Origin of the sequence: Hydrogenophaga defluvii (assembly GCF_042665235.1) — a bacterium.
Classification (GTDB): Bacteria; Pseudomonadota; Gammaproteobacteria; order Burkholderiales; family Burkholderiaceae_C; genus Hydrogenophaga; species Hydrogenophaga defluvii_A.
On the sequence record NZ_JBHTBZ010000020.1, the window covers coordinates 126,020 to 152,321 of the forward strand.

39 protein-coding genes are annotated in these 26,302 nt (G+C 64.4%); 4 read left to right on the plus strand and 35 right to left on the minus strand.

The window, feature by feature from the left end; translation table 11 throughout:
- Nucleotides 1–6 precede the first annotated feature (6 nt).
- Genes ACFQU0_RS09925 through ACFQU0_RS09985 form a run of 13 tightly spaced genes read right to left on the minus strand, consistent with a single transcriptional unit; the run spans nt 7 to nt 5,606 of the window.
- Nucleotides 7–516: a DUF2514 family protein gene (locus tag ACFQU0_RS09925; protein WP_382200279.1), complete on the minus strand. Its 510-nt coding sequence runs from the start codon at nt 514–516 to the stop codon at nt 7–9.
- Entirely contained in the window at nt 513–854 is a 342-nt protein-coding gene (locus tag ACFQU0_RS09930; protein ID WP_382200281.1) for a hypothetical protein, read from the minus strand. The genes ACFQU0_RS09925 and ACFQU0_RS09930 overlap by 4 nt, the downstream gene beginning before the upstream one ends.
- On the minus strand, nt 854–1,360 hold the full coding sequence (locus tag ACFQU0_RS09935; protein ID WP_382200283.1) for a glycoside hydrolase family protein: 507 nt from the start codon (nt 1,358–1,360) through the stop codon (nt 854–856). Before ACFQU0_RS09935 ends, ACFQU0_RS09930 begins: the two co-directional genes overlap by 1 nt.
- Nucleotides 1,360–1,608, minus strand: coding sequence for a holin (locus ACFQU0_RS09940; protein WP_382200285.1), 249 nt, complete (start codon nt 1,606–1,608; stop codon nt 1,360–1,362). Before ACFQU0_RS09940 ends, ACFQU0_RS09935 begins: the two co-directional genes overlap by 1 nt.
- Before the next feature lie 8 nt (nt 1,609–1,616).
- Nucleotides 1,617–1,901, minus strand: a complete 285-nt coding sequence (locus ACFQU0_RS09945; protein WP_382200287.1) for a hypothetical protein — start codon at nt 1,899–1,901, stop codon at nt 1,617–1,619.
- Entirely contained in the window at nt 1,898–2,092 is a 195-nt protein-coding gene (locus ACFQU0_RS09950) for a hypothetical protein (RefSeq protein ID WP_382200289.1), read from the minus strand. Before ACFQU0_RS09950 ends, ACFQU0_RS09945 begins: the two co-directional genes overlap by 4 nt.
- Before the next feature lie 3 nt (nt 2,093–2,095).
- On the minus strand, nt 2,096–2,425 hold the full coding sequence (locus ACFQU0_RS09955) for a hypothetical protein (protein ID WP_382200291.1): 330 nt from the start codon (nt 2,423–2,425) through the stop codon (nt 2,096–2,098).
- Nucleotides 2,426–2,770: a hypothetical protein gene (locus ACFQU0_RS09960; RefSeq protein ID WP_382200293.1), complete on the minus strand. Its 345-nt coding sequence runs from the start codon at nt 2,768–2,770 to the stop codon at nt 2,426–2,428.
- Between the two features lie 3 nt (nt 2,771–2,773).
- Entirely contained in the window at nt 2,774–3,619 is an 846-nt protein-coding gene (locus ACFQU0_RS09965) for a hypothetical protein (protein WP_382200295.1), read from the minus strand.
- Nucleotides 3,619–3,849 carry a hypothetical protein gene (locus ACFQU0_RS09970; RefSeq protein WP_382200297.1) on the minus strand — a complete coding sequence of 77 codons (231 nt, stop codon included), beginning with the start codon at nt 3,847–3,849 and terminating at the stop codon, nt 3,619–3,621. The genes ACFQU0_RS09965 and ACFQU0_RS09970 overlap by 1 nt, the downstream gene beginning before the upstream one ends.
- A 6-nt stretch (nt 3,850–3,855) precedes the next feature.
- Nucleotides 3,856–4,836, minus strand: coding sequence for a head decoration protein (locus tag ACFQU0_RS09975; RefSeq protein ID WP_382200299.1), 981 nt, complete (start codon nt 4,834–4,836; stop codon nt 3,856–3,858).
- A gap of 10 nt (nt 4,837–4,846) precedes the next feature.
- Nucleotides 4,847–5,242, minus strand: coding sequence for a hypothetical protein (locus ACFQU0_RS09980; RefSeq protein ID WP_382200301.1), 396 nt, complete (start codon nt 5,240–5,242; stop codon nt 4,847–4,849).
- Entirely contained in the window at nt 5,232–5,606 is a 375-nt protein-coding gene (locus ACFQU0_RS09985; RefSeq protein WP_382200303.1) for a hypothetical protein, read from the minus strand. The genes ACFQU0_RS09980 and ACFQU0_RS09985 overlap by 11 nt, the downstream gene beginning before the upstream one ends.
- Before the next feature lie 96 nt (nt 5,607–5,702).
- Between ACFQU0_RS09985 and ACFQU0_RS09990 the strand changes: the two genes are divergently transcribed.
- The gene (locus ACFQU0_RS09990) at nt 5,703–5,864 is read left to right on the plus strand and encodes a hypothetical protein (RefSeq protein ID WP_382200305.1); all 162 of its coding nucleotides are present in this window, start codon (nt 5,703–5,705) and stop codon (nt 5,862–5,864) included.
- On the opposite strand, the gene ACFQU0_RS09995 is transcribed toward ACFQU0_RS09990, so the two are convergent.
- From ACFQU0_RS09995 to ACFQU0_RS10035, 9 genes are all read right to left on the minus strand, one after another.
- Entirely contained in the window at nt 5,861–9,697 is a 3,837-nt protein-coding gene (locus ACFQU0_RS09995) for an LPD38 domain-containing protein (RefSeq protein ID WP_382200307.1), read from the minus strand. The genes ACFQU0_RS09990 and ACFQU0_RS09995 overlap by 4 nt on opposite strands.
- Complete coding sequence (locus ACFQU0_RS10000) at nt 9,694–10,854, minus strand: hypothetical protein (RefSeq protein ID WP_382200309.1); 1,161 nt, start codon at nt 10,852–10,854, stop codon at nt 9,694–9,696. Before ACFQU0_RS10000 ends, ACFQU0_RS09995 begins: the two co-directional genes overlap by 4 nt.
- Nucleotides 10,848–11,678 (minus strand): hypothetical protein, encoded by an 831-nt coding sequence (locus tag ACFQU0_RS10005; RefSeq protein ID WP_382200311.1) that lies wholly within the window; start codon nt 11,676–11,678, stop codon nt 10,848–10,850. The genes ACFQU0_RS10000 and ACFQU0_RS10005 overlap by 7 nt, the downstream gene beginning before the upstream one ends.
- Before the next feature lies 1 nt (nt 11,679).
- Nucleotides 11,680–12,549, minus strand: a complete 870-nt coding sequence (locus tag ACFQU0_RS10010) for a hypothetical protein (RefSeq protein ID WP_382200313.1) — start codon at nt 12,547–12,549, stop codon at nt 11,680–11,682.
- 12 nt (nt 12,550–12,561) lie between these two features.
- A complete protein-coding gene (locus ACFQU0_RS10015) occupies nt 12,562–12,966 on the minus strand; it encodes a hypothetical protein (protein WP_382200315.1) in 405 nt (134 codons plus the stop codon).
- 422 nt (nt 12,967–13,388) lie between these two features.
- Nucleotides 13,389–14,858, minus strand: coding sequence for a portal protein (locus tag ACFQU0_RS10020; protein ID WP_382200317.1), 1,470 nt, complete (start codon nt 14,856–14,858; stop codon nt 13,389–13,391).
- An 8-nt stretch (nt 14,859–14,866) separates the two neighbouring features.
- Nucleotides 14,867–16,414 carry a terminase gene (locus ACFQU0_RS10025; protein ID WP_382200319.1) on the minus strand — a complete coding sequence of 516 codons (1,548 nt, stop codon included), beginning with the start codon at nt 16,412–16,414 and terminating at the stop codon, nt 14,867–14,869.
- On the minus strand, nt 16,411–17,151 hold the full coding sequence (locus ACFQU0_RS10030) for a hypothetical protein (protein ID WP_382200320.1): 741 nt from the start codon (nt 17,149–17,151) through the stop codon (nt 16,411–16,413). The genes ACFQU0_RS10025 and ACFQU0_RS10030 overlap by 4 nt, the downstream gene beginning before the upstream one ends.
- A gap of 83 nt (nt 17,152–17,234) precedes the next feature.
- Nucleotides 17,235–17,471, minus strand: a complete 237-nt coding sequence (locus ACFQU0_RS10035; protein WP_382200322.1) for a hypothetical protein — start codon at nt 17,469–17,471, stop codon at nt 17,235–17,237.
- A gap of 106 nt (nt 17,472–17,577) precedes the next feature.
- Here ACFQU0_RS10035 and ACFQU0_RS10040 point away from each other — a divergent pair, with 106 nt between their 5' ends.
- Nucleotides 17,578–18,273, plus strand: a complete 696-nt coding sequence (locus ACFQU0_RS10040; protein WP_382200324.1) for a hypothetical protein — start codon at nt 17,578–17,580, stop codon at nt 18,271–18,273.
- Here the strand turns inward: ACFQU0_RS10040 and ACFQU0_RS10045 are convergent.
- The 12 genes from ACFQU0_RS10045 to dnaB all read right to left on the minus strand — a co-directional run bounded on the left by ACFQU0_RS10045 (nt 18,240) and on the right by dnaB (nt 24,505).
- The gene (locus ACFQU0_RS10045; RefSeq protein ID WP_382200326.1) at nt 18,240–18,800 is read right to left on the minus strand and encodes a hypothetical protein; all 561 of its coding nucleotides are present in this window, start codon (nt 18,798–18,800) and stop codon (nt 18,240–18,242) included. The two genes, ACFQU0_RS10040 and ACFQU0_RS10045, sit on opposite strands and share 34 nt — an antisense overlap.
- A complete protein-coding gene (locus ACFQU0_RS10050) occupies nt 18,797–19,039 on the minus strand; it encodes a hypothetical protein (RefSeq protein WP_382200328.1) in 243 nt (80 codons plus the stop codon). Before ACFQU0_RS10050 ends, ACFQU0_RS10045 begins: the two co-directional genes overlap by 4 nt.
- Nucleotides 19,036–19,506, minus strand: a complete 471-nt coding sequence (locus tag ACFQU0_RS10055) for a hypothetical protein (RefSeq protein ID WP_382200330.1) — start codon at nt 19,504–19,506, stop codon at nt 19,036–19,038. Before ACFQU0_RS10055 ends, ACFQU0_RS10050 begins: the two co-directional genes overlap by 4 nt.
- Nucleotides 19,503–20,111, minus strand: coding sequence for a hypothetical protein (locus ACFQU0_RS10060; protein ID WP_382200332.1), 609 nt, complete (start codon nt 20,109–20,111; stop codon nt 19,503–19,505). The genes ACFQU0_RS10055 and ACFQU0_RS10060 overlap by 4 nt, the downstream gene beginning before the upstream one ends.
- Entirely contained in the window at nt 20,108–20,623 is a 516-nt protein-coding gene (locus ACFQU0_RS10065) for a nuclease domain-containing protein (RefSeq protein WP_382200334.1), read from the minus strand. The genes ACFQU0_RS10060 and ACFQU0_RS10065 overlap by 4 nt, the downstream gene beginning before the upstream one ends.
- A 2-nt stretch (nt 20,624–20,625) precedes the next feature.
- Entirely contained in the window at nt 20,626–21,039 is a 414-nt protein-coding gene (locus ACFQU0_RS10070) for a Gp49 family protein (protein WP_382200336.1), read from the minus strand.
- On the minus strand, nt 21,039–21,173 hold the full coding sequence (locus tag ACFQU0_RS10075) for a hypothetical protein (RefSeq protein ID WP_382200338.1): 135 nt from the start codon (nt 21,171–21,173) through the stop codon (nt 21,039–21,041). Before ACFQU0_RS10075 ends, ACFQU0_RS10070 begins: the two co-directional genes overlap by 1 nt.
- A complete protein-coding gene (locus ACFQU0_RS10080) occupies nt 21,166–21,336 on the minus strand; it encodes a hypothetical protein (protein WP_382200339.1) in 171 nt (56 codons plus the stop codon). The genes ACFQU0_RS10075 and ACFQU0_RS10080 overlap by 8 nt, the downstream gene beginning before the upstream one ends.
- Nucleotides 21,333–21,875 carry a hypothetical protein gene (locus ACFQU0_RS10085; RefSeq protein ID WP_382200341.1) on the minus strand — a complete coding sequence of 181 codons (543 nt, stop codon included), beginning with the start codon at nt 21,873–21,875 and terminating at the stop codon, nt 21,333–21,335. Before ACFQU0_RS10085 ends, ACFQU0_RS10080 begins: the two co-directional genes overlap by 4 nt.
- Nucleotides 21,876–22,020: 145 nt before the next feature.
- On the minus strand, nt 22,021–22,608 hold the full coding sequence (locus ACFQU0_RS10090) for a hypothetical protein (RefSeq protein ID WP_382200343.1): 588 nt from the start codon (nt 22,606–22,608) through the stop codon (nt 22,021–22,023).
- Nucleotides 22,605–23,075: a RusA family crossover junction endodeoxyribonuclease gene (locus ACFQU0_RS10095; RefSeq protein ID WP_382200344.1), complete on the minus strand. Its 471-nt coding sequence runs from the start codon at nt 23,073–23,075 to the stop codon at nt 22,605–22,607. The genes ACFQU0_RS10090 and ACFQU0_RS10095 overlap by 4 nt, the downstream gene beginning before the upstream one ends.
- Nucleotides 23,075–24,505, minus strand: a complete 1,431-nt coding sequence (gene dnaB, locus ACFQU0_RS10100; protein WP_382200346.1) for a replicative DNA helicase — start codon at nt 24,503–24,505, stop codon at nt 23,075–23,077. The genes ACFQU0_RS10095 and dnaB overlap by 1 nt, the downstream gene beginning before the upstream one ends.
- A 103-nt stretch (nt 24,506–24,608) precedes the next feature.
- On the opposite strand from dnaB, the gene ACFQU0_RS10105 reads away from it, so the two are divergent.
- Nucleotides 24,609–25,142 (plus strand): hypothetical protein, encoded by a 534-nt coding sequence (locus ACFQU0_RS10105; RefSeq protein WP_382200348.1) that lies wholly within the window; start codon nt 24,609–24,611, stop codon nt 25,140–25,142.
- Nucleotides 25,143–25,152: 10 nt separating this feature from the next.
- On the opposite strand, the gene ACFQU0_RS10110 is transcribed toward ACFQU0_RS10105, so the two are convergent.
- Nucleotides 25,153–25,440 (minus strand): hypothetical protein, encoded by a 288-nt coding sequence (locus tag ACFQU0_RS10110; protein ID WP_382200350.1) that lies wholly within the window; start codon nt 25,438–25,440, stop codon nt 25,153–25,155.
- Between the two features lie 38 nt (nt 25,441–25,478).
- Between ACFQU0_RS10110 and ACFQU0_RS10115 the strand changes: the two genes are divergently transcribed.
- Nucleotides 25,479–26,279 carry a S24 family peptidase gene (locus ACFQU0_RS10115; RefSeq protein ID WP_382200352.1) on the plus strand — a complete coding sequence of 267 codons (801 nt, stop codon included), beginning with the start codon at nt 25,479–25,481 and terminating at the stop codon, nt 26,277–26,279.
- Nucleotides 26,280–26,302: the final 23 nt, after the last annotated feature.

Below are 26,302 nucleotides of genomic sequence, written 5' to 3' on the forward strand. Positions count from 1 at the left end.
AACAGGTCAACTGGGCGGGCGGGCCGCGTTCATTTGGTCGAAGATGCGCTCGCAGGTTTGGCCGGCGAGGTGAGCTGCGTCAGCGAATCCAACAGTTCCGTCCGTAGCTTCGTCCAGCCGGCGGCGCACGTCGGCGAGCAGATCGGCGGCGGGGTCGGCTGTCGGGCTTCGGCCGGCAGTGTCGGAAGGATTGCTTGGGGCGTTGGTGCGGGTGGCAGCTGCGAGGGCGATGCGCAGGCGCTCACCAACAGCACGAGCAGCAGCCAGGTCAGTGCCCAGGTCTTGGGCTTTCTTGCGGGCATGGGTGACTTCCTTTTCAACTACGGCGGTTCGGCGGTGTTCTTCGGAGCGGGCGGCCTCAACGGCCACTCGGGATTCCCGTTGCCAGTCGCCGCGCTCGCGTTCGAGCTGGGCGACGGTGGTTTGGTGGGCGGTGCGCTCGTCGGCTAGGCGCATGGTTTGCCAGCCGGCCAACCCGGCCAGGGCCAGGACGGCGGCGATCAGGATGCGGCTCACTTGGGCACCTCGCACTCGTAGCCGTGGTACTTGTTGGCAGCGCAGGCCTTTTCGTCCGCCCACGCCTTGGCCCCTTCGATGCCACAGGACTCCAGCACCGGCCCCACGGCTGTGTACCAGCCCGGCACCAGATCGCCCTCACGCATGGCGATGTCCAACAGCTCGCAGGCCTGGGCGGCGGTGCGGTACTGCACGACCGTGCAAGCGGACAGGAGCGTGGCCGCCACCACAGCTAGTACCACCAATGCTGCGATTCGCCAGAAGCGCCGGACCAACAGGCCAGCGCCCACCACCAGCAGCAGAGGAATCCACCACCATTCCTTGAAACGTCCGTCCATCACTGAACCTCCATGCACTTGGTGTGGCGCTCAAGCTGGCGCGTCCACACGCCGGAACAGCGCTTGTTCCCCGGCGTGCTGCAGTCGTAGCCGTCCACAAAGCGGTAAAGCAACAGGGATGCACAGGCGTCGGCGTAGCGGCCCGCCAGCAGATGGGTGCGAATGCTTGACTTCGCCCAGGCCCCGGTGCCGTACTGGTAGACCCAATCCATGTAGAGGTCGTATTCGGACTGGTGCAGAGCCACCCCGGGCAGCAATGCGCGAAAGGCCGCTTCCTCCCGGGTGATGTGGGCATGCGCCTTGATGATGGCCCGCACGGGCGTGGTGCGGTCGCCCATCTGCACCGGGCGGCCATCCTCATGGAAGGTGCTGCCCAGGCCCACGGTGGGGCGGTCGCCCTTCACGGGCACCACCGCAGTGTCGGTGTAGCCCTCATGGGTCACAAGGCCGATGAACGCTGCCGCGCTGAGAGACAGCGACGCCACCAGAATGCGAGCCGCCTTCATCAGTACAGCCCCATGCGGGCCTCATGCTCGCGTTGCATACGCTTGTCGGCCTTGTGCTTGTAGTACCAGTTCACAAGGAAGCCCGCGACACCCAGCACCAGACCGGCCAGAACGGCGAACTCCGACGAGAGCAGCCAGCCACTGAGGGTCATTCCGGCGCCCGTGTAGGTGGCCTTGCTGCCAGCGGCGGCGACAGTGGTTTCAATCATCGCCTTGCCGGCTTCTGCGTGTGTTTGTATGTCACTCATGGGCGTGCTCACTGGTCAATCGGGTCGCCGCCCGGTGGGTAATAGACGTGCTTCTCTGGTGGAGGTGGCAAGACCGAGCGAGCAAAACGCAGGTCATCCTCGTAGGACTGGCGGCAGTGGTCGGCCTGCCAAAAGAAAACACGGTTGATGGCGTGATAAGCCCGCGACCAGCCGGAGCGCTCGCGGTTGACCCAGCACCGGGCACTGACGGTCATGTTGGGATTGCCGGCCAAGAACACCGTGTTGAGGCCCTGGCTAAACCATTCGAGGATGTTCCAGATATACGTGCTCATGCCGCCACCCACGAGGTTCCGTCCCAGCGCTTCAGCACGCCCGTGTTCACCCACACGCTGCCGTTCCACCACTTCAGAGGCTTGAGCACCCAGGCGCTGCCGGCCCAATGCTTCAGGGTCGGCCCGGTCGATGGCGGCTCGGACTGAAGCTGCGCAGCGGCCGGCAGGATTGGCTGAAAACCCCACGACATGGCTTATTCCGGCGCGGTCGCGGGTGCGTCTCGTGCCACTGCCAACGCGATGTAGAGGCTATGCAGCAGAACATAGACATCCTGATAGCTGGCAGTGGCCCCCAGCGCCTCGCCAGTGACTGGGTTCAGCAGCGGGAACGTTTTGGCCGGATCAGTGAAAGGCTCGGTCAAACCCTCCAGCGGGGTGTTGATGGTCTTGCCATCGGACAGCACCGCGATTTCTTCCTCTCCGAAGCGCACCACAGGCAGGCCCTGGTACGGGTTGGAGATTTGAACCGAGTTGGAGCGGACCCATTTCTGGCCGCTGATTGCTTGTTCGCGGTAGTTGCTCATTTAAGCCACCTGTCGGATAGACCAAGAGAAAGAGCGGTCGGTGCCCGCCAGCTTTGTGATCGTCACGTCCCAGCCGTGCAGCAGGATGAGCGACGGGAATGCGAGGGCTTCAGCCTGGGGGCCAGCGAGCGTCGATTCGTAGACGACGCGCTTGCTGCCGCCGCTCGTGACCTTCTCGTAGACCCGCACACGGAACTGGTCGCCAGCGGCCATGTTCATCGGGTCAAGGAATGCCTGAAACACACCATCTGTCGTGTCGTTGGCCAGCGTGGTGCCAGGGGTAACGACGCTGTACTCAGTGGTGCCGATGGTGGCGCTGCCAGTTTTGTACTCGGTGATTGCCATTTCTTATCCTCCTGCCGCGTAGGCAACTGCCGCGTAGGTCTCTGCCGTTCCGCTCGACTGTCCGCGAACATAGACATTCGTGCCCGCCGGAACGGCGCACTCAGAACCAACGATTTGCGGCCGGTTAACAGACACCTCGGTGCTGGCGATGTTCAGGAGATGGTCTCTGAGAACGATGTGTTTCTGGCTCGCATCGCCAACTGCAAGGTCAATATAGGCAGTAGCGTTCACATGATTCGTGTCGCCCGACGCCACCTTTACGCCGACTTGCCACCACCACACCTTTCTGGTCGCTGCGCCGAGCAGTGTCCAGGCGCCTTTGAGTGTGGTGCCGGGAGTGAAGTTTGTCCCGGTGGGCAGAGTTGCGCCGATGGACTCAACGAAGGTGGCAGCTTTGACGCTTGTTCCGTCGCTCGGCTTCTGGAGCAGCCGAAGGACCATGCGCAGCGTGTTGTTGGTGATGTTGTTGAGCGTATGCCGTGCTGAAATGCGTGAGCCTGCGGGGACTTTGATCGGGAAGTAGTACCAGTAGCCCTGGCCAGGGCCATACGAACTGACTGGCCCGTACATCAAGTTAGGGATGATGACGATCTCTTGCCCCACCGCACCGATGGCGATATCGACAGCACCAAAGAGATGATTTGCTGATACCCACCGGTTGTTAAAGTTGATGAGTACGCCAAAACTCTCAGCTCGTGTCGATGCGATGACCTCGGTGTACCCGCCATAGCTTGGATGCACCGCACCAAGAAGTTCCGTCCCGAGTTCGCCAGTGGGAGGTCGCACGCCTTCATGTGACCCCTGGATATCCGCGAAAGAACCGCCAGAGCAATTGGGTACGTACAGCATCAGGAAATGTCCAGCCAGAGTTGATTGACAACAGGATCGGCAGGCGGTGTGGCCGACACAGTGATCTGAGGCACCGCCGTGCCGAGGGGCACAGCCCACTTGGAGCCGTCCCATTCCAGCTTCTTGCCGGCCGTGGTGGACCAGATCACCGCGCCGAGAACACCGGTCGGGGTAGTGGCGTTCTCAGCGACGGCCAACTGAGGTGGCCCACGAAAGGAAAGATCGCGCATGGTCTATCAACCCTGGACGACCACCCGGTACACATCGGCGGTGACGGCAGAGGCGAACCCCAAGGTGACTTGGTTCACGCTGTTGCGCTTCACGTCGCACTCCACCGTATCGCCGGTCGAGATTTCGTACACCTGGACCTGGACATCAAGATTGTTCAGACCGTGGGTGATCGCCACGCTGGTGCCCGAGCCGACGTTCTGGGAGAACTTGCGCACTACCACAGCGGTGTCAACGTTGATGACGTTGCCAGCGATGTCGATGCCGGTGCCCTCGCTGTAGCTGGAGCCCGCGCCGATCTGCGCGAAGGTCAGCGCAGTCGTGCCCACCACAATGGCGTCGTTGGTCGTGAGGCGCCACTGGCTGTCGGCCTGCGTTGTGCCCTCCGTCACCATCACGCTCAAGCCTGCAGTGACTTCGGCGTTCTCGTCGGCGTCGGTAGCGCGGCTCCAGGCACCAGAGGCAGCGACGTAGATGCCGTTGGCCGATCCGGTGGACTGGTCTTTGACCAGCACACGGTCGCCGGCTACGAGCGTGATGCCGTCGATGGTCAGCAGGCCAGAGAGTGCGCCAAGGTTGGCGGTGGTCGCCACGCGGACGCTCTGCTTCCAGTCGGTCCCATTCACCGCCGCGTCAACGTAGCCCTTGGTTGCTGCATCGGTTGCAGCGGTCGGCGTTGCGAGGCCAGTGATCTTGCGACTGTTGAACGACACGTCCGCCGTGGGCGCTGCCATCTGATCCAGGCGGTTGGTTCGGACCTGGGTGTCGAAGTCGCTGATGGTCGAAGCGGCTTGCGTGCCGGTGTGGCTTGCGCGTGCCAGGGGATTCACCCAGCCCGAACCGTTGCGCCACGTCAGCGCACCTGCGGTGCTGTCGTAGTAGAACTGGCCGGGCACAGGAGCGGACGGCGCGGAGCCGAGCACCTGGGCGACGGCGTTCTGGATTTCGTTCTTCGCGAGGTCGATGGAGTGAAGAAACTTCTTTGCCATGGCAGGCTCCTTAGTTCAAAAAAGCACGACCGGCGAAGGCCGCAGAAAACGAAATCACCAACTGGTTGGGGCTGATGTGGTTCACGCTCCCCTCGCACTCGTCGTTGGCGGAATCCACGACGGTCACGCTCGGGTACTTGCCCAGGTTGTGAACGATGGTCCAGAGGTCGGAAGCGGAGGCCTGTTCGTGGGCATACGACAGATCGCCACCGGCGCCGGCAGGCCCTTGTGGGCCGGGAGGTCCAGCAGGGCCAGCAGGCCCGTCAGCACCAGGGGGACCGGGCGGCCCCTGCTCTGCCACCTCCAGCAGCTCCTGCTCGGTCGAACCAACCTCAAGCAGCTCCTGGGAGACAACTGCCTCCTGAAGCAGCTCAACGCCGTTGACCTCAAGGACTTCAAGCTGCACGTGTCACCTCCAGGGAGACAGTGAAGGAGCCGTACATGAGGCGGCGAACTTGCCCGCCAGGGAAGACGATTTCCAGGTCGTAGACGCCAGAGGTCCAGGCGATGGCGGCGGTGTCGTCAGCGTCAATCAGCAGCTCGATGGTGCCGGCAGTGCCCCCCAATGCGATGCCACCGTTTTCGGTGGTCAGGGACAACAGCACCTCGGACGCACCGATCTTGGCCCGGACCTGCATCCGCGCGGTGCAGCCCGTCAGGTCTACCGGGGTCTTGGGGGAGTCCTCATCAGGCGCGGTTTTCCACGTCAGCGTCTTGCTGAACGTGGCACCTTGGTAGATGACAAACTTGACTTTGAACGGGGCGGACATTCGAGGCTTCCGGTGAAGGTTCGCCGCAGTGTCTTCGTGTGCGCTTTGTCGGTGAACCCGTATTGGGGGGCAGCCCAGTTCTAGAATCCCGGCCTTATGGGTGAACTCATCGGCACACTGCTCGTCCTGGCCTTCTTCGGCTTCCTGGCCTTCATCGCCATGGCACCCAAGGAAATGCGCCAGATGGCGCTGGCTGGCATGTGGGGCGTGCTGGGCCTGGCCGCTGTGATCAGCATCCTGGCCGCAGCACTCACTTAACGCACTGTTTCGCGCGCCCGCTCCACCGCCAAGTTCAGGCGGGTCATCTCAGCCGTGACCTGCGCATCCTTGGCGCGTACCGCTTCCCTTTCGGCGCCCTTCTCCACCAAGGCCCGCTTCTCGCGGCGCAGCTCCTGCACGCGGCGCTCGGTGCGATTGGCCATCTGGATCAGCCGCGCCTCGGGTCGTTCGCGCATAAGACGCGCGGCATCGACCGAGCGCCCGTCCTTGCGCAGGCCCTTGATCTCTGTCTCCACCTCGTTGATGCGGTTCAGGTTGGCGTAGAACGCATTGCCCTGGCTGGCCTGGCTGTCGGCGTTGCCCACCAGACGCCCGATCAGGGGCATCGTGTAGGTCGGCAGCTCCTCACCGGTGATCAGGCTTCGCGCGCTCTGCTCCACCTTGGACAGTTCGCGACCTACGCCACCCGTGAGCTGGGCGATCAGGTAATCGATCTGGTCCGGTGTCGGGCTCAGCACGCCGGCCACGTATTCGTTGCCGCCACTGATGGAGTTGATGCCCTCGGCGATCAGCTTGGACCATGTCGTGGCCGTGTCCTTCCACTGGGCATGGCCTGGCAGTGCCTTGTTGCTGGACACTCGGGCAATGGGCTTGCCGGTCCAGTCGCGGTTCTCCGACAGCGCCACCAGCGGATCGAGTGCCGTGGGCGCCAGCGTCTGGATGGACAGCCCGGCGTTGCCGATGGGGTTGAAGGCGTCGGCGAACATGGCTACCAGCGACTGCACGCGGTGGGTCGGCTTCTCGAAGCCCGACAGCGCGAACTCGGTGGCATGGCGCCCCAGGCCCGGGATGACGTGCAGGCCCAGCGGCATGGGAATGCTGATGTAGGTCTTGCCACCGGTCGGGATGATCAGCGCACGCTCGCGCACGAACTCGGGCGGATCGTCGTCACCGAAGCCGGCAGCGGCCAGCATCAGGGCCTGGATGGAGCCCAGCAGCACGCCCCCATAGACCACCTTCTTGCCGACGCTGGACAGGCGCAAGGTCTTGGGGTTGCCGTTGTCCATCTCGAAGATCGTCTGGCCGATACGCGCGGTGCCCTGCATGGCGGCGTTGAAGAAGGCGTACAACGCGCCCGCCTGCAGGCCCACTTGGCCGCGCCGGTTGAAGTTCACCGTCAGGTTCTTCGCCATGCTGGCGGCCTGCTCGCGGCTCATGCCGTTGTCCAGCGCGGCCTTGTATGTGGCCAGGCGCACGCCGTTCTCCATGGCCTCGTTGTAGTCCGAAAGCCAGTCGAACAGCATGCCGGCCTGCTTTTGCAGCATGGCGGCCGGGACCTTGAGGCGGCCGTCAGCGGTCACGAACCGGCCCCAACCGGTCTTCATCCAGCCCTCGGGCGTCAGGATGCTCTGCATTTCCTCGGCTCGGTCAGCGCTGGTGCGGAACAAGTCCCGGTAGCCGGTGGTGCCGCCGTCGGCCTGCATCTGCTCCCACAGCGTGGACCACGCGGAAGTCGCCCGGCCGCCCCGACGGGTGGCGCGTACATCGCGGTAGATCGCTGCCAGGGCCGTAGCCGTGTCGGTAGCGATGCGGCGCTGCTGTCCGGCCAGCGGCGTGGCTGCCAGGTTGACCATAGCCGCCTGCACGTCGCGCACCAGGTTGACCACCCCGAACACCGGGTTGTACTGGGTGTTGATGGCTGCGAAGTAGCGCGTGATGGTGGCGCTGGCGCCCAGCAGGCCTTCGAGGTTGCCAGCGTCCAGGTTCTTCAAGGCCTGCGCCATGCGAACAGCACGCGGGTTGTCTTCGTTGAGCACCACCGCCTGCTCGGTGACGTTGCCGCGGCTGTCGCGCACCTTGGCGGTGATGACGTTGGGTCGCTGCTTGAACATGCTGTCCGGGCGCTCCACCACCATGTCGCGCGCGGAGTCGTAGACGCGCTCGGTCGGTGGTTGGCTGCGCACTTCCCAGAACTGCGGGTTGGGGCTCACCTGGGCCAGGCCCAACAGTGCACGGGCCACGCGGTTCTTTTCGCCTCGCACGATGACGCGCTCGCGCTGGGCCGCCACGTTGGCCAGGATGTCCACCACCTTGCGGGTGGAGCCGGTGCGGCCCTTGACTTCCTTGCCCTTGATGCTGAATCCCTGCCCCACGCCCATGCCGCCGTCCTTGTCCTCACGCATCAGGGGCACGTAGTGCTGGAACATCTGCCCCCAGCCGTCCACGGTGGCCTGGTCTTCAAGGCCATAGTCCGCGTACAGCTGGCGGGTGCTGGCGATGATGGCGTCCACCTGGCCGGCGACCTGCTCCAGCCGGCGACGCTGGGCGGGGTCCAAGTTGCGGAAGTAGTCGTCAGCGGCCCGATTGGTCATGCCGGAGCCACCATCGGGCATACCGGGTTCGCGGCCGGCGATCAGCGCATTGGCTTCACGGGCATGCCGGGCGTGCAGAAACTCCTCGACGTCGGACATTTGCAGGCCCAGAGTGCGCATCTGCGTCAGCAGCGGTTTGAGCTCGCGGGAGGCGAAATCCTTGACCCGCGATGCGGCGCGGCCGTGGAACAGTTCTTCCTGCAGGTACGCCTCACCGAATTTGAACAGCGCACGGTGATTTGCCGGCCCGAATGTTTGATCGGTGTAGCGCGGCGCCACGTACCCATCCGAAATCCAGTTCACATACTGCGCCCAGAGCATGGGGGCCTGGGGGATGGTGATTGAACGTGGGTCAGGCGGAACCTGCGGCGGCGAGCCGGCGAGCGAGATGCTCCATGCGGCGTTGCGGTTCCACCGGAAACTGGCCAGCAAGCCCTTGACCTCGTTTTCTGTGTAGGCCGTCTCTGCAACTGGTGGGGTGAAGTCACTCCCGGACCAGTCCACCGCATAGGTGGCCGGCTCGGGTGGTTCCACGGCAATCGGCTCCAAGGTCAGCGGGTCGGCATAGTAGGACCGACGCTGACGGTTGGTGCTTGGGGTTGGCCTTTCGTGGCTCCAAACATTGTCCTGGTTGCTGGGGGCGAACTGGTCAATCACCAGCATGCCCCACTTGGTAGCCCCAACGCCAAGGATGCCCTCGCTGGTTATGTCTAGGCGGGTTGACCTGTCACCAGTCTCGATGATCCCGAAATACTCCACCCACACGCCACCGACAAAAGCATAGGGCCGACGAGTGCGGTCAACCGTTTGAAAAAAGCCAAGCTCAACGTCTTCCGTGCCCTTGGAACGGAACAGGGTCATGCGGCGCGTGACGGCAAAAACCTTGACCGTGTAGCCGTAGAGCGATGATGTGTATTGCTCGTCGGTCAGCTCCACACTCGTGCCTGTCTCGGCTTTGACCCAGTAAACGAAATCCTCGGCCACCGCTTGGCAATAGGCCCAGGCCTGGAAGACTGTTGGTGCAAGCACCCATTTGCGGCGCAGGACTTTCTTCAACCCGGTCAGCGCCTTGTCGAACCTGACCACCTCAAACATGGCCTCTGGCGCCGGGGTGTCGTAGTCGGTGTAGAAGTAGCCGGCCCAGTAGTTCAGGCGCAGGTCGTCGTCTTCATGCACAGGCACCACAAGCGACACCTGATGCACCTCCGCAATCGAGGTCATGCGCAGCCGGGCCGTTCGCGGAAGGTCGTTGATTTCGTACTGGAACGTGCGGTTCTGGACGTGAAAGCCGCCAGGGTTCGGCGTCACTGCGATGGCGTCGCAGAACAGCTTGTAGGCGTGGTAGACCGAGCCCAGCAAAAAGGCTGGCACCTCGGGCGTCTTGCGCGGCGGGTTGCTGCCGGGCACCAGCTCGAACCGCACAGCCATGGACGCGGGCACCCGCCCGGTGACGGGCGAGCCATCAACACCTATCCACGACTGGTTGAACTGGACACTCATTGCGGGACAGCGATGTACTGCGGGATGCCGTTCACATCGCGGAAGGTGGCGGCCACTTCGGTCACGGCCGTGCGGTAGCGGTCGGCGGTCAGCACCTTGGTGGTGCCGTCGGCAAACCCGGCCACCAGTTCGCCACCGGCGATGCCCACCATGGCGTCAACGGGCGAGGCGCCCAGCTTTTCGCCGGGCACAGTCACGCCAGAGCCCAACACCGTGCGGCCCTTGATGTGGCGGCTGTAGACCAAACCGTCCCAGCTCGTGCCGCCCAGGAAAGCCAACTCATGCTCGGTGCCCACAAACACGCCACCATCGACCGGCTGCACCAGCGTGATCGGCGCGGTGAACTGCTTGAAGTCGCGGCGCATGTCGCACAGCTCCCAGCGGTGGGGGAGCGAGGCGAACAGCACATTGCCCTTGGCCACCAGCACCCGGCCGCGCCAGAAGGCAGTCAGCGTGCCCACCGGCATGGGTTCGAGCATGTGCGTGCGCAGCGGCAGCACCAGCCGCTCGTTGGCCTGGGTGAAGCTGAAGGCCGGGCCAAGCGTCTGACCAGCCAGGAACAGCTCGGCGCCGTTGTGGCTGGACAGGTAGACGTTGATGGCGTGGCCATCCAGCGTTGGCAGGCCGGTGCACAACAGGCCACCGCTGGCCACCGTCACGGGCGGGGCGTAGGCTGGCGGCCCCTCCAGGCCGTCGGAGAGGCGCACGTAGGTGAACGCGCGCTGGTACTCGCCAGGGAACATCGAGCCGGGCACGTCGGTGGCTGCGCCCACTCCAGCCGGGATCGGCGGCCCCCAGGTGGTGGTGCCAGCCAGCGTGCCGTCAGTCAGGCCATTGATGAGGCCATTGCTGAAGCTCGTGCGGCCGTCGGGCAGGTTGCAGTACCAAACCCGGTCACTGCCCAGAGAAGGCAGCAGAACGGTTCGCACGCCGTTGTCGGAGCGCACCAGATCGCCATTGCACGTGGCCAGCATGAAGCCGAGCGCTTGCCACAGGTTCTTGTGGCAGTCCTCCACCACGCGGGTGAACCCGGCGCGGCGGTGAATCTCCTTGTCCAGGCCAATGTCCACGTTGAGCGCCTGCGCCAGATCGGTCTGCTTGTGGCGGTGCCCAGGCACGACGTTGTTGATGCCGGTGAATTTCTCGAATGTCAGCATGCAGGCGTCCTTGAAGCGGTGGGCCGCCCTGCACGGGTCACGGGCGGGAGGGAAAAGGCCTGATGGGTGTTGGCAGCAGTGGGAACACCGGCTACCAAAAGCGAGACGCCGCTGGCCTGCCGGGCATCCATCACCACGCGAGCGCTTGGCCGACCGAATCGAACGAGCTGAACGCCGTAGGCCCGCATGCCCTTGGGCTCGATGTGGCGCGGCTTGCCTGCGCGGACCAGCAGCGCCCCGACGGCGTGGCCGCGAACAGCGCCCGTGGGTTGGCCAGCCTGGGCCAGACGCACGCCAGTGGCGCGGTGAACCGTGGTCAGCTCGGGCAAACCGTAGGCAACAACGCTCATGGCGCCAAGCGCGTAGGCCACCTGGGCGGCGCGGGGCCGGCCGGCCTGGGTCAACGACACACCCGTCGCGTCAACCAGCGCATGAGAAACCGCCTCGGGTGTGCCGGCCTTGGTCAGGTGCACACCACGCGCGGTGACGGTCCAGGTGACGCCTGGGTGGAGCGGGTTGGCCCAGCCGTAGGGCACGCCGGCCTGCGTGACCTGCACACCAGCAGCGAGGCCAAACTGGTAGTGAGGGTGGAAGTGCGATCCATACCGCGTGACCAACGCACCAGACGCGCGGAAGGTGTTGGCAGCTCGTGGCGTGCCGGTCTGGGTCAGGCTCACCCCAGTGGCTGAGTTGGGAACGAAGTAGCTCGGCGTGCCGTACTGGGTCAGCAGGACGCCGGTGGCGATGTGGTCGGCGGGTGGCGCTTCCTCGTCGCCAGCACTGACGCCGAAAGCAAGCGTGCCGAATGAGCTGGTGCCAAGCATGTCACCACCAGTCGTCAGCACTCACCCAATGCAGGTGAAGAAGTCCCTGGGCAATGTAGGCGACTGATGTGTCGTCGTTGGACATGGTGATCCGGCCGCCCGAATGGAAAAAACTCACATCGGTGACGGTGGACCCACTCACGAGGGGTGTGAACGTAGACGAACCAAGCTGATTCAAGAAGCCGCCGATGTTCGTGAGCATGAGCGACACATCGAAGACCTGTGTGTTTTCCGCCGCCTCTGCGTCGGCGTCTGACACCATGATCGTGCCGGTGATACGCACCACGCCCTTGTTGGGCAGCATCGCGCTTGTGATTTCCAGGTAGCCCGTGGCCGCTGAAAACTGAAGGTGATCCGACGATTCGGGGTCAACGAAGCAACTCACAGGCACCCAGGACGGGTACGAATAGCCGGATGGGCCCACCGCAATCTCGCCGGTCATTTTGGCCTCGGCACTCAGGCCGATGGCAGAGGACCAGTTTGGCAAGGCCGATGCACCCGACCCAACCGCCATGGCGTTCGTCCCTGCTGCGCGGGGGCCATCCGTTATGTCTGCACTCGTGGCAATGCCAGAGGATGCGACCTGGACGATGCTCAGGGTCAGGCCAAAGGTAGAGGGAGCAAACCCAGAACCGCCGCCCACGTTGGACTGGGAAACCGTGCGGAACGTGTCCATGGTCGGGTCGTTCCACGTCTGGGAATACAGCCCCAGCTCGTAGTTGCCCGTCCCGTCTTCCAGCAGGTACTGGAAGTTGTCGTTTGCCTCCACCTCCAGATCGACTGCCTCGTGGCCCGCAAGCGCTGTGCCGAACACAATCAGGCCGGCGCCGTCGATTGAGGCGTTCTGCTTGATGCGGTTCTTGAGCTGCATGGGCCGCGTCGATCAGAACGAGAAAATCTTGTAAGCGCCGTTGTCCCAGCGCACGTCCACGTCACCGCCACTGGTGGCCAGGGGGAAGCCGGTGATGGTGTCGCAGTAGAACAGCAGGAACGACGTGGCCGGGTTGCCCGTGTCCACAAAGAGCACCACGGCCTCGGCGGTGTCGCCTGCCGCAATGGTCGGAAAGCTCAGGTCGTCAGCGTCGAAGATGCCGCTGGCAAAGGTCTTGCCGGTGAGGGCCACAGGCGTGCCCAGCACGTGGGCGCTGATGGAGGTGTAGAACTCGTCCGTGATCAGGTTCTGCGCGTAGGTGTTCTTCACCAGCGCGGCCTTGATGTCAGCGGTTTCGAGGTTGACCTGGGCGCGTCCAATGCGCTCCTTGCCTTTGACGTACAGGACGTTGGCCATGGTGGGCTCCAATGACAGGTGGTTTCAATGGCAGTTCCGGTGCAGTGGTGGTCGTGGGCGCGCCACCGTTGTCCAGCGTGGTGCTGGTATCGCCCGATGCCGTCAGCTCAAGAAGCTGTGCGGCCTGCTCCGGCGTCAGTGCGCCGTCGATCTGATTGCTGCTGAAGAAGTCCGTTACTGATGTCGTCATGCCTGTCCCGCCACATATCGCCGTGGCCGCAAAGAGGGCCAGAGCAATCCGGTGCGACCTGCTGGGGTCGCTCCATCTGCCTGGTTTGCATGCCCTGGCGTGAGCCGGGGCGCTTCACCGTTGCGCGTTGGCGCTTCGGCTTGGGGGGAAGTGTCTGGACAGGATGCGTTTCAACGAACCCGGAATGGGGGGCCGGGTTCGCTGTGAGCGCTACGGGTTGCCGGGGACGTTGTCAGAGGTGCGCGGTGTCTCGATGCCACCCAAGCCGGTGTCGGCCTGCTGGGGCACGGGCGGGAACTCCGGGCTGGTGTTCTCGCGAACCGGTGGCACAGCGCCCTGCCCTTCGCCCTGGACGTAGGGCGCTGGCATGTTCACGGCTGCTGTCTGCTGTGCCGTGGGGAAGTTGGGGTCCTGCCCGGCGGGCGTGGGCCTGCGGTAGCCGGCGCCCTGCATGATGGCGTCGGCCACGGGTGGCTTCGGGGTCCAGGATGATGTCGGCGTCGATGCGGCCCACGGTACGGCGGAACTGGGCGTCGGTCATGGCCACCGCACCCTTGGTGCGCTCGGTGCGCACGGCGCTCATGCCCCAGCGCAGCTTGGCAGAGCCGCTGTTGAGGGTGTCCTGCTGGTAGATCAGGCCACGCACGTAGCCGAATGGCACGCCGGTGTTGTCCTCGGTGAAGCCGAAGAACGGCACGTAGGGGAAGTGCCGGTGGCTGTACGGGCTGGGCGAGTCGTCCAGCAAGTGCGGGCCCAACCAGTAGGCGCGGCGCACGCGGGTGACCACGGCGCGGCTGTATTTCACCAGGCCGGTGGCCAGCGCACGGTTGTGCAGCTCGTTCTTGTCGTCGTATTCCACGACGCGGCCGTCAGGGCTGTGCAACACGCCGACATCCACCCAGCGCCGGTACCAGAGCTCGGAGATGCACACCTCCTTGGTCGCTGGGTTGTAGAGCCGGTCTTCTGCCACCGTCCAAGCGCGGGCTTCGTTCCAGGCGTTGCGCAGGTTGGTGCCCATCCCGCCGGTCATGTCCAGCTCACCGGTGGCCCACCACGTGGCGCCGTGCTTGCCGTACTGGCGCAGCAGGTCTTTGTGCTTGGGGAAAACGCGCTCCAGGCGCGACGGGTGCAGCCAGCGCTGACGGCGCAGGAAGCGCCATTCCTCGGGGTCCGTGCTGCGGCTGGACATATCCCAGTGGATTTCGTTGCGGTGGATGGCCCGGCAGCGGTAGGGATACTTGAACGGATCGCTCTCGCGCGAGACCTCCACCCAGCCCAGGCCCACGCCGATCTGCGGGCGGAAGGCCTCGCTGCAGGCGCGATCGGCCTTGGACTGGCGCTCGGCCTCGTTCAGCTTGAAGTTGATGGCGTCGGCCACGTCCTGGCCGCCGGGCTGGCCGTTGGGCGTCACGCGCCAGTCGGTGCGGGTGGCCACCTCAAAGCCTCGAATGGCCTCCAGGGCCGGGCCGATCAGGTCTTCCATGGCGGGCGGGATGCCCAGCGCTTTCTGGGCGCGCAGCAACTCGGTGTCCAGCTGGTTGCCGTCGGCGTAGTCCATCTCCTTGTCGGCCGTGGTGCGCCAGCCCAGCGGCTGGTTTTCCAGCTCGTAGAGCATGTCCACATACTCGGACTGGGTGATCTTCAGATCATCACCGGCCGTGGTCTTGGGCTCTTGGGTCTCGTTCGAAGTGATCATGTCCATGGTGGTCCTCACATGCGCCAGTCAGGCGGGGGTGGCTCAACGTAGCGGCTGCTGGCGCTGGCGGTGGGTTCGGGGATGCCACTGACGAACGTCAACGCGACGGCGTCGCCCTTGTCCGGGCTGCGGCCCAGCACCTCGCGGATTTCGTCCTTGTCCCGCATCTGGATGGCGGTGACCTGGCCCATGGTCACGACCTTGTAGCGAACCGCGCAGATGTCGGCCAGCAGCTCGGGGTCAGGCGGCAGCGCAATGGGGTCCGGGTTGGTCGGGTCCAAGGCCTCGCGCAGGCGCCAGTACATCTCGGCCCGGATGTTCCTGAAGCGAAGGTCACCCTTCTTTGGCGTCATGGTCGACTTGTTGGAGCTCACGACTGGCAGGACGTTGAGGTTCAGGCCCGTCAGGAAATCCAACGCCGATGACCCGATGCCGATGGCGTCCACACAGACGCACACGCCGTTTCGCAGGTGGGGCACCACGAAGGCGGCGGCGGTCGGGCCATCCTTGGTCACTGCACCGGGGGCGCTGATCAGTTCATCGAACCAAGAGCCGTGGCGACGTGCCAGGCAGGACTTGTCGACGCCGCCACGTGCTGGGTCAAAGCCCATGGCCGTCATGGCGCCCTTCTCCGTGCGGGCCTTCCATCGGGCTTGGGCTGCCTTCACCCAGTCGGTGGGCACGGCCTGCCACACGGGGTCGGCCGCACCTGCGTTGAAGTCGCCGCGCAGCATCTGCGAGCGCAGGGGCTCGGGCAGCGACTGGAGCGTGGCACGGTAGCCGGTCTCCATGTAGAAGGCGTTGTCGTCCACCTTCGACGGGATGAAGGTCCGGCTCTTGGGCTTCATCAGCTCGCCGCCGACGTCCACCAGGTCAGGGCCTGGCACTTCCTGGTCCTCGCCCTTGGCGTTCGTGACGTACCAGCGCAGCTCGCCGGGTTTGGCTGGGCGCGGGTGGGCGGGGTCAAGCCACGGCGCCCAGAAGCGCTTCACCCATTCACCCTCGGGGCCGGTGGGCGGGTTGCCGGCACCGACCACGCGCTGGCGCTGGCCAGGCTTGTCGGTGCGCAGCCAGCCGCAGAGCGTGCGGAACTGCAGCTCGGTGAAGTGGGGCAGCTCGTCGAAGGCCTTCAGGTCATGGGGACGGCCTTGGTATTTGACCCAGTCGCCGGGCTCCTTCACGCTGCCCAGCTCCATCACGCGGTTGCCGGGCAGGCGCCAGATGCCGTCCTGGCTGTTGTAGCCGGTCCGAGAGCCCAGGATTTCGGTCATCCGCTCCTCGATGCCCACCAGCTGGACGGCCTCACGCCGAAAGATGATGCTGCGCTGGTGGCCTGTCAGGCACAGGCCCAGCAGGAGGTCGGTCTTGCCGCCACCGGCTGCGCCACCGTAGAAGATGATGTCGGCGTCAGACGAATAGGCCAGCGTCTGGGGTCCAGGCTGCGGCACCCAGATCGGGGCACCGCCGGCCATCAGCTCGCGGTCGAGTTCGGCCTTTGCCTCGGGCGACATTGCGCGCACGATGGCCAGCGCCTCTGACACAGTGCTCGGCACGCCGGTCATTGCTGCGGGCCTCCACGATTCAGGAAGTGCACCAGGCGCACGGCGCGCTCAACGTCGGTCAGGGACTTGCCACCGCTGGCGCCGGAGTCATCGGGCGGCGCCTTCTCGTCCAGGCCGAACGCGGTGCGCTCCAAAAGCTGCAGGCGGGTGAAGGTCTCGGCCAGAGCCTTGGCGCTCGCGATGCGGCCGGGAAGCTCCAAAGACTTGCGCACCAGGGTCTGGGCCTTGGTGAGGCGGTCACCGGTCATCACTTCGCCGCTCTGGAGTGTGACCAGCAGCGCGGCCAGTTCGTCCTGCTCTGCTGCGGCCAGGGCGGATTGGGCCAGTTCAGCCATCAGGCCGGCGGTCAAGTCGCGCAGGCTTTTGATGTCTGTGCGGTGCCCCAGGATCACCTGCTTGTTGACTTCAGCGGCCGCCAGAACCGTTCCTGTGACCTTGGTGTGATCTTCTGTGATCTTTGCCGCCGCAAAGTCTTGCATCAGAAGCGCATTCGTCGCGGCTCGGACGTGTGGACCCAGGTCTTTGGCCCAACGGCTGGCGTCCTGCTGCTGCTCGCGCGCTCGGCGCCTGACGATGGCTTCACGGCTCACACCATGCTTGGTTGCCAGCTCGCTGTCGGTGAACTGGCCGGTGCTGTAGTCGCGCTCCACGGCGTCCCAGTCCACCTTGCGGCGGCTGGACGGGGCTGGTGGTGGTGGCGCCGGTGGCTTGGCGCCCTTCTTGGGGGGTGTGACCATGGGCAGGGATGCTGCCCGGGGCGCATACGCGCGTGAACCCAGAATGGGGGGCTGGTATTACCCCCGCTTTCCCTCGGAAAGTCTCATGTACTTTCGATCATCGGGCCGTCGTAGCGGATCTTTACGCGGTCGATCAGGCGCCCGCCGGTTTGGGACTCGCGGTGGTCATCCAGGTAGGTGAAGGTGTCGGCTCCGCCTTCGCGCTCCCAGACTCTGGCTTTGGCGTCGAAGGTCTCCAGTTGCACACCTAGGTCTTCAGGTGACAACCAGATCGTGGCGCCGGGCTCGTATTTGGCGAGGAGTTTGGTAAGTGCGTCCATGATCTGATTTTATGGAGTCGCCGCCAGACATGGTGACATCGAGGCGGATGCTGCTGCCGGGGCTGTACCCTGTCTAGATCCGCGTTCAGCGAGCTGGGTTGGCACAATGACCTACATGGAAACGACAGAAACCAAGAAATTCAGCCAAAAACTGACCCGCTGGGCAGTTGGCGTGTCCGTTGCGTACGCGGGATTGCTGGTGTGGCTGGTGTGGGTGCGTTTTGACAAGCTGCCCGACATGGAACTGAACGCGATCGGCGACTTCCTTGCGGGCGCATTCAGCCCGCTGGCGTTCCTATGGCTGGTGGTGGGCTACTTCCAGCAAGGACATGAACTTTCGGCATCAGTGGCGCAGCTTGAACGGCAAGCCAAGGTGTTTGAAGCGCAACGCGAGGACGAAGCAGACCGCCACCGAGCAGTCTCTCTGCCCAAGATCCATGTAGATGCGGACCCGGCCCTTTCAGCCTTTGGCCAGCCCAGCTCTTGGGACATCGTCATGACCAACATTGGAGGTGCCGCATGCACGCATTTCTCTGTGATGGCATTCGATAGACGCTTTCGCCTTGATCCATGGAGCGTCCCTCAACTGGCGCCAAATCAATTTTTGCGGGCTTCGCTGATATGGACACCTGGCTCCGTGCCATCAGCGGGGCCGTTCAGGCTGGTGATTGGCTATGTGTCCCCGCAAGTTGGGAGCCAAGCCGAGCTGATTGATATGGAGTTCTATGTCGAACGGGACTGCCTGTATTTGCGCAAGGTTGCCCCAACTCACCCTCTAACAAAACCGTCAAACGAAAGCTGATCGGGGTTTCCGTGACCGCTGCGCAAGGCAGTCACCACCCGCTGCAGCTCTCGCACCTGGTTAGCCAGCTCGGCCACGCGCACCAGGTAGTGGCTGGACGATTCGATGTCCAACAGGCTGTTCATCTCGCCGCCGAACATGCCCGCCAGGGTGCGCACCTCCTTCGGGGTCAGCTCCACCAGCAGGTCATCGATCTCCAGCTTGACGATGCCGTTGGGCATGACGGTCTTGCTGATGGGCCGGGGCGGCGGGAACTGCTCCACCACCTCCAGCACACCGTAGCCCAGGCGGCGCAGGCGGTTGTGCAGGATCAGGCGCTCGACGTGGTCATCCACGATCTTGGCTTTGAGGCCGGTGACCTCGCACAGTACCTTGCGGGTGACGTGGCGTTCCTCGTTGGCCAGGTCCACGATGGCGTCCCAGACGATCTGGGCGTTGCTTTTGGCCGTGCCGGCGTCATCGCCACCTGTGGTGTCAGGGCCGGTGGGCATGTCGTCGTCGATGAGGGTGGTCTGGGCGTCGGTCATGCGGTTCCTTTCTGCAACTTCTCGGCCCAGGCCTTCACCTGGGTGTGTCCGTCCTTCCAGTCAGTGCCGAAGGCGTGCTCCAGGGCGCTGCGGTATGCGGGCGTGATGGCCTCGGCGGCCACGGCTTCGAAGAACTGGGGCGACTGGGCCAGTGCGCGGGCTTGGCACTCGGCGCAGCCGGCGCGGTAGAGGCCACTCAAGGGGTTGGCCAGGGCAGCGGTGCAGGCGTCGCAGCTCACTTCACCCCCATGGCTCTGCGCAGGTCGCTGGTGCCCATGCCTTCGCTGCTGGCCAGGAGCTGGTCCAGCTCAACGGCGGCCAGGCCCAGGGCCCAGTCGTTGCAGAACGGCAGCAGGCGGCCGATGGCAGCGCAGCCGCTCAAGATGGCCGGGCGGTGCTGCTCGATGGCGTCGAAGTCTTGGGCCAGGTCGCCGATGGCCTCGCCCATGCCGCGCAAGATCCTCATGTCCGGGTGATCGGCATCGACTTGGCAGGCGCAGGCGGCGTGGCCGACGATGAAGGCCAGCCGGCCGGACAGGTTCACCAAGTTGGCGGCGTGGTTGCTGGCCCAGGCTTGCAGGTTGGCGCTGCGCTCCAGGCGGGTGACGTCTTCTCGGATGCCCTTTCGCACCAGAGCGACGGCGACCGGGTGCAGGCCCCGGTATTTGCTGCTGGGGCGGGTGGTGGTGCGTCTGGCGGACTTCATGCGCGCCTCCGGGTGCTGTCGTTGGCAGCCATCAGGCCTGAGAAGATGCCGGTCATGGGGCTGTCCAGCTCCATCCACTGAGCGCCAGACAGCACGCGGCGGATGGTTTGCTTGGACACGCCATGCTCCAGCGCCTGTTCCGCCACCGACTTGGTGGATGCGCGGATGGCGCGGGCCTTGTCCATGTCCAGCTTCGTGGCGCGCTTACGGCGGCCGATCATGATCTGGCGGCGGTGGTGGGCGTTCAACAGCAGGCCATCCTTGACCTGCTTGTGCACCACGTCAGCCTTGGTGGCCACCGTAGCCAACTTGGGATTGATGCAGGACGGGTGTGGGCACTTCGACATCAGGACGCGGTCGGCGGGCTTGGCGCGCAGTGTGGTCGCGGCCCAGGCGAGCGTCTTCACCGGGTAGCGGATGGCGTTGATCTCCAGCACCGCGTGGACCACGCTCTTGCGGTGGTTGCCCAGCCAGTCCCATTTCTCGCCGCACTCCGGGCAGACCCCACATCGCCGCTGCAGGCGGTCCAGCAGGTAGGCCGCGCGCAGCGGGTCCAGTTTGCGTTCGCTGCTCCAGCGCAGCAGGCCGTTCTTGCGGTCCGTCATGATGCGATTCCCCACTGTTCCAGGGCCCACCGCGAGGCGCGACGGTCGGCCGGTTTCTCGTTTTTGTCGGCGGCGATGCGCTGCCAGGCCTTGATCTGGCGGTCCATGGCGATCATGAAGACCTGCTTCTTGACCATGGCAGTGGCCGGACCTTGGTCGTAGGCCGTGTGGCAGGCGGCACAGGCCCACGCGCTGCGCTCGTCATTGGCCTTGCGGGCACCGGCCTTGCCTGCCTCGTGGCTGTTTTCGTGGGCGGCCACCGTGGTGGTGCCGCCGGTGCGCTCGCAGTTGTCCATCCAGCGGAACAGGCAGGGCTTGCCCTGGGCCATGTCCAGCAAGTGGCGGTTGCGGTGCACTTCGGGCTTGGGAACCGGGCGGGCGCTCTCGTCCACCCTGGCCATCACGGCGCGGGCCGTGGCCGGGTGCGGCCGGCATGGCGCCGGCGGCGCGGCGCAGACCTCCTCAGGCTCCCTGGCTTTGAAGCGGCGGACCCATCCGGTGCGTTTGAGCATCGTCAGGCCCCTGCTGCCAGCTTGCTGCGCAGCTCGTAGCCCATCAGCTCCCAAATCTTGCTGACGGCTTCCTTTCGGGCCTCCACGCGCCCCATCTCGGCACTGTGGCGCGCGGGGTCGATTGCGCCGTAATTGACGCCAACGACCTTGGTGCCGTTGCGCAGCACCAGAACGCAGAAGGTCAGCAACTCCAAGCACTTGGGGCCTGGATCGCCCAGGCTGCCGTAAGCAGCATTTTCAGCGGCCACACCTTGCGCAGCGGTGAAGTATTCCTCGTAGGTAATGTTGCCCTCGATGTCGTCCGGCGTGATGCGCGGCGCGACGATGGCGGTTTCAAGTTGTTGGTCGGGTGTGGTCATGGTCTTGTCCTGTTGTGCTGCCAGGTGGCGTGCGGCAGCGGTCACGGTTGGGGTCATCACATCCACCAGCGCAGCTCGGCGCCGTGGATGCGCAAGGTCATCAGGTGAAGGAAGGTGCGCTTGAGGTGGGGCAGCGGGCGGCGCGCGAGAACGGCGCGGCCGTCGGGTAGAAGCCAGGGCCGCTCACGCATCGTTGACATCCCGCAGTTGCGAACCGCTCTCGTGGGGGTTGGCCTGTCGCTGCTGGGCTGCGACTTGATGTGCCAGCCTGGGCAGCTCTTTGCGCTTGGCCAGGTGTTCCCGCTGCTCGCGGCGGTACCGCATCTTCTGGAAGGCCGTGGGTGGCTGTCTCATGGCGCTTCGTCCTCCAAGGATTGGCTCAGCACGTCGGCCAGCATCTGGGCGCGCTTCGCCGGTTTCAGGGTGGGCCACAGGTAGGTCAGGGCCCGGTCGGTGTGAAGGAAATCCAGCATCTGGGTGTGTAGCTCGCGCATCTCGTCGTCACTGCACTGGTCATAGGCCGTGGAGCTGGGCACGAACACCAGGGCGGTGCCGTCGCGCTCAAAAGTGCCCCACCCTGCCCCGGTCTTGAGCCAGAGCCGGAAGCCCTGGAACTGCTCGAAGCGCTCCTGGGCGTCGAACACCGCCTGCTCCATGGCCATGTGCATGCGGTGGAAGGGGCCGGAGCGGTCCACCACGTTGTCCAGCTGCAGGACTTCGCCGGCCTCGGCGCGCCACAGGCGCTTCCAGAGCTGGCGCCAGCGGGTGTCGTGTTGGCGATCCAGGCCACGGATGCAGCCGAACAGGAAGCGGCTGACCACCTCGCGCTCGGCCGGCGGCAGCTCGCGCAGGGCCCTCACCGGCGCCACCAGGATCGGGCTGGGTTTGGTCATGGGCGTACCTCGATGACGCGCCACATCACACCGCCCAGGAAGAAAGTCTCCCCGACCTCCACCACGAACGGCTGAGCGCGGCTTCCCGAAAGGACCATGACGAGCGGGTCCCAGTTGCCACGACCGACGGGTTTTAGTGTCACGGTCAAGCGGCCTCCCGTGTCGTCCGTTGTAGGCGCGCTGCTTCCTCGCGGCGATAGGCCTCCCACATGCGCAGGTTCGCCAGTCTTGCGATGTCCATCACCTGCTCTGGCTTGAGCCGGAAGGCATCAATGGCAGGTTTTGCACGGCGTTCAACGTGCACAGCCAAGGGGGTGTGGCTGTTCCGCTGTTCGCGCAACAGGAGCACACCGCTGGCCTTGCTGGGCAAGCAATCCAGCAGTTCGGGCTTCCAGATTTCCTGGGGCAGCGCGTAGTAGTGCTTCCAGACCTTGCGTGGGTGCACGACGGGTTTTTTGTCGTAGCGCGTTCGTTGATAGGAGCCGCCCCACTTGGTTTGGACGGTTTCGGAGCCGCTGACAAACTCGTGCCACCACTTCCCCTTCTTGGCGTCTGCCTTCAAGTCAGCCCGGCTGATCTTCACCTCCACATCGATGATTCGCAGGTCGTTGGTAACCGCCAGGACGTCGCACTCGTGGCCGGTCCAGTTGCAGTTGTCGACCAACACCACACACTTGCGCGCCAGCGTCTGCAGGCTGATCGCGCGCGCGATGGCGTGTTCTGACCAATTCACGCTGCAGCCCCCAGCAGGTCACCCTGCACCTGCTCAGTCGGCATAGGCGTGATGGTCACCACCACCCGGGCCTCGCCATCGGGCTCTCGGCGCACCAGGTGGATGTCCCGCAGCCACTTGTCATCACCGAAGGCGATGTCCTTGAGCGCGTCGCTCAGCACCTTCTCCGCGTTGCCCAAGTCGATGCACTGCACCGAGTCATCCCAGGCCGGGCCCAGCTTGCGCTGGCGGGCCTGCCAGTCCAGAGGCCGGTGGGGGAACAGCTCGATGCGCAGTGCGACGCGGCCCTCGATGGGTTTGCGCACGCCGGCCGCGCGCAACAGCCAGCCCACCTTTTCCTTGTAGGCCTTCGCCTCGGTGGTGACGTAGGTCATCGCCATGGATCGGCTCGCGCCTTTCGGCGTGACGACGCGGGTGGCCCAGTAGCGATTGGCGGAGATGGGGTAAGGAAGGGTCACGGTGATCATCAGGTGCCCCGGTTGGACGCCACGCGCACGCGCGACATCGGCAGTTGCTGGTCTTCGGGCCAGTCCTTGAACAAGGTGTGCTCGCCCACGTACATGAGGTCCACGAACCCGGGCTCGCCGTCGCGCAACTTGGCGACTTGGACCTTGGCGTGGTACTTCCACTCGTCCGACAGGTCCGGCTTCACCACGATCTCACGGTGCAAGAACATCACGATGTCGGCGTCCTGCTCGATGGCGCCCGAATCGCGGAGGTCGGACAGCATCGGCATCTGGTCGGCGCGCTGCTCGACGCCGCGGCTGATCTGGGCAAGCAACAAAACCGGGCAGCCCAACTCCTTGCCCAGCGCCTTGAGCCCCTTGGTCACCTCCTCCAGCTGGTAGGCTCGCGACTGCTTGGGGTCGGTGGCCGTGGTCAGGCCCAGGTAGTCCACGACGATCAGGCCCAACTTGCCCACCTTGCGTGCCAGCTTGCGGGCCTTGGTGCGCATCTGCGAAATGGTCTGGCCGCTGTGGTCGTTGATGTGGATGGGCGCGCAGCGCAGCTCCTCAACCGCCCTTGTGAGACCTGGCCAGTCGAAGTCCTTCAGGCGCTCGGCGCGCTTGATGCGGCTCAAGTGGATGCGGGCGTGGCCTGCCAGCAAGCGCTTGACCACCTGTGTGGCCGGCATCTCCATGGTGAACACGGCAACCGGCAGGCCCTGCCGATACCCGACGTGGTCGGCGATGGTCATGGCCAGCGCAGACTTGCCCATGCGGGGCCGTGCGCCAAGGATGATCAGGTCACCGGGACGCATGCCGCCGTCCAGCCGCTCATCCAGGTCAGCAAGGCCGCTCGGCGTGTAGTCCTGCTCGACGTTGGAACCGTCCGCGACAGCCTGGATGCGGTCCAGTTCCTGGACCACCAGGTCCTGGATCGACGCCCAGTCGTCGTCGCGGCTGCTCTGCTCGCCAATGGCGAACACCTTCTGCTGGGCCGCGTCCAGGATCTCGATCACCGACTTGCCGCTGGGGTTGAACGCGGCCGTGGCCACCTCGTCACAGGTTGCGATCAGGTGGCGCAGGACCGAGCGCTCCCGCACGATCTCGGCGTAGCGCCGCAGGTTCGATGCGCTCGACACGAACTGGCTCAGGCCGTTGATGAAGGCCAGGCCGCCCACTTCACCGTCGTGGCCGTTGCGCTTCAGGTGCTCGAACACCGTGATGACGTCCGCCGGGCGGTTGGAGTTGATGAGCGCAGCCACCGCACCGAAGATCAGGCGGTGCTCGTGGCGGTAGAAGTCGCGCTCGACCAGGATGTCGGCCACGTGGTCCCAAGTGCCGTTGTCCAACATCAGGCCGCCCAGGATGGCCGCCTCCGATTGCACGCTGTTGGGTGGAATGCGCAGCTGGGCTGCGGCTTCGTCAGGGGGGAAGTCGTCGAATTCGGTCATGGTTGGTCAGGCGCTGCGTGCGTGCCTGGGTGTGTGATGGGTGCCCGCCCTCTTCCGGGACAGAATGGAAGCTCCTACACAACCATTCCCGGAAGGGGCAGACATGCTTTCTGAAATCGCGGCTGCCACGTCAGCGCTCTCTGGCATCAAAACGATCATCGAGGGCTTCGTCAGCGAGCGCGACGCGGCGAAGTTGCAGCAAACACGAGCCGAGCTTTTCAAGCTGCTGGCTGATGCCTGGCAGGCCGTGTTTGAGCTCCAACAAGCGGCTTTGCTTCAGCAGACCGAAATAGCGAAGCTCGCTGACGCGAATCGCAAACTTGAATCCCAGCTCGCCCAGGCGGGCAAAACCGAGTCCCAATTTCAGGGCTATGACCTTGTCGAAGTGACTCGTGGCGTTCACGTCTACACCGGCCCAGCAGATGCTGATGGCGCAAGAAAGCCGCCCTACTTGTGCCCCACCTGCATGAGCAAAGGCGAGCACTCGATCTTGAACCTTCAAAAAGGCAAGTCGCCCAACGATCAGACGCGTCTCGTGTGTCCGAGCAACGTAGGCCATTCGCTCGGCCTCCCGCGCGGACTGTGGTCGATGGCCCATTTGGGCAAACCACCCCATAAGGAACCTCCAAATGCGTGATCGGCGCATGTCAGGCCTCCGCTTTCATGGGAGGGGCATCCTTGCGCTCGCGGACGGTGCGCTGATGAACGGCGCGCTCGGTCAAGGGCAGGTCTTCCAGTGCTAGGCCTGGGCACAAAGCAACAAGGCAGTCGGCGAGGCCAAGCTCGATCCGCTTACCCCCGTAAATGATCTGGTTCAGTGTTCCCCGAGTCGTGCCGGCCTGCAGAGCTAGCGACTCCCTCTCATTGACAGGGAGGCCGAGGTAGTGGGTTTTGAACTTGTCCATCCCCAGAAGATACCCAAGGGTATTGCTCAAGTCAATACCTTCAGGTCATTTACCTAAAGGTAACAAACGTGGACGATTGGCGGATGGACAAAAAACTACGCCTGCAAGCCCTACTTGGGTTGCTGCGGGAGCGCTACTGCAGCGGAAACGGGGCTGAGCTGGGCCGGCGGATTGAAACGGATGGCACGTACATCAACCGTTTGTTCTACGAGCCGGGCAAGCCCGGCGGCAAGAACGTCGGGCCAGACATCATGGACAAGGCCACAAGAGCCTTCAACCTGCCTCGTGGCTTCTGGGAGATGGACCTTGGGGAGGCCGCAGCGGCAATTGGCGCAGTCAGCGCCGAGCCTCCGACAAACGTGGTGGCCGCTGGGCCCACGTCTTCGACGGAAGTGCTATCTTTGCCAGCAACATCTCCTGACACAACTGACGTCGTCATTCACCAGTACGGAACGGGTGGCGCAATGGGAACCGGACTGGTGCTGCAAGAACAACCTGGAATCATCAAAGAGTGGCGTGTCTCCGATGAGTGGCTTCGCTTGAACGTCCCCCACTACAGCGCAAAAAAGAACCTGGCGATCGTGACAGGCTTCGGTCCTTCAATGAAGCCTATGTTCAACCCAGGCGACCCACTGCTCGTTGATACAGGGGTCAAGGTTGTGGATCACGAGGGTGTCTACTTCTTTCGTGTCGGTGAGGAAGGCTTTATCAAAATTGTCCAGCGTGTACCCGAGTTTGATGGACCCGGATTTGTGCTACGCATTATTTCCAAAAACGAAGACTACAAGCCCTACGACATTTCTCCCAAGAACCCACATTTCGAGGTTCTCGGAAAAGTCTTGACGGTGTGGCGCAGCGAGCAGCACTAGCCAGATAAGAGCATCAGACACCG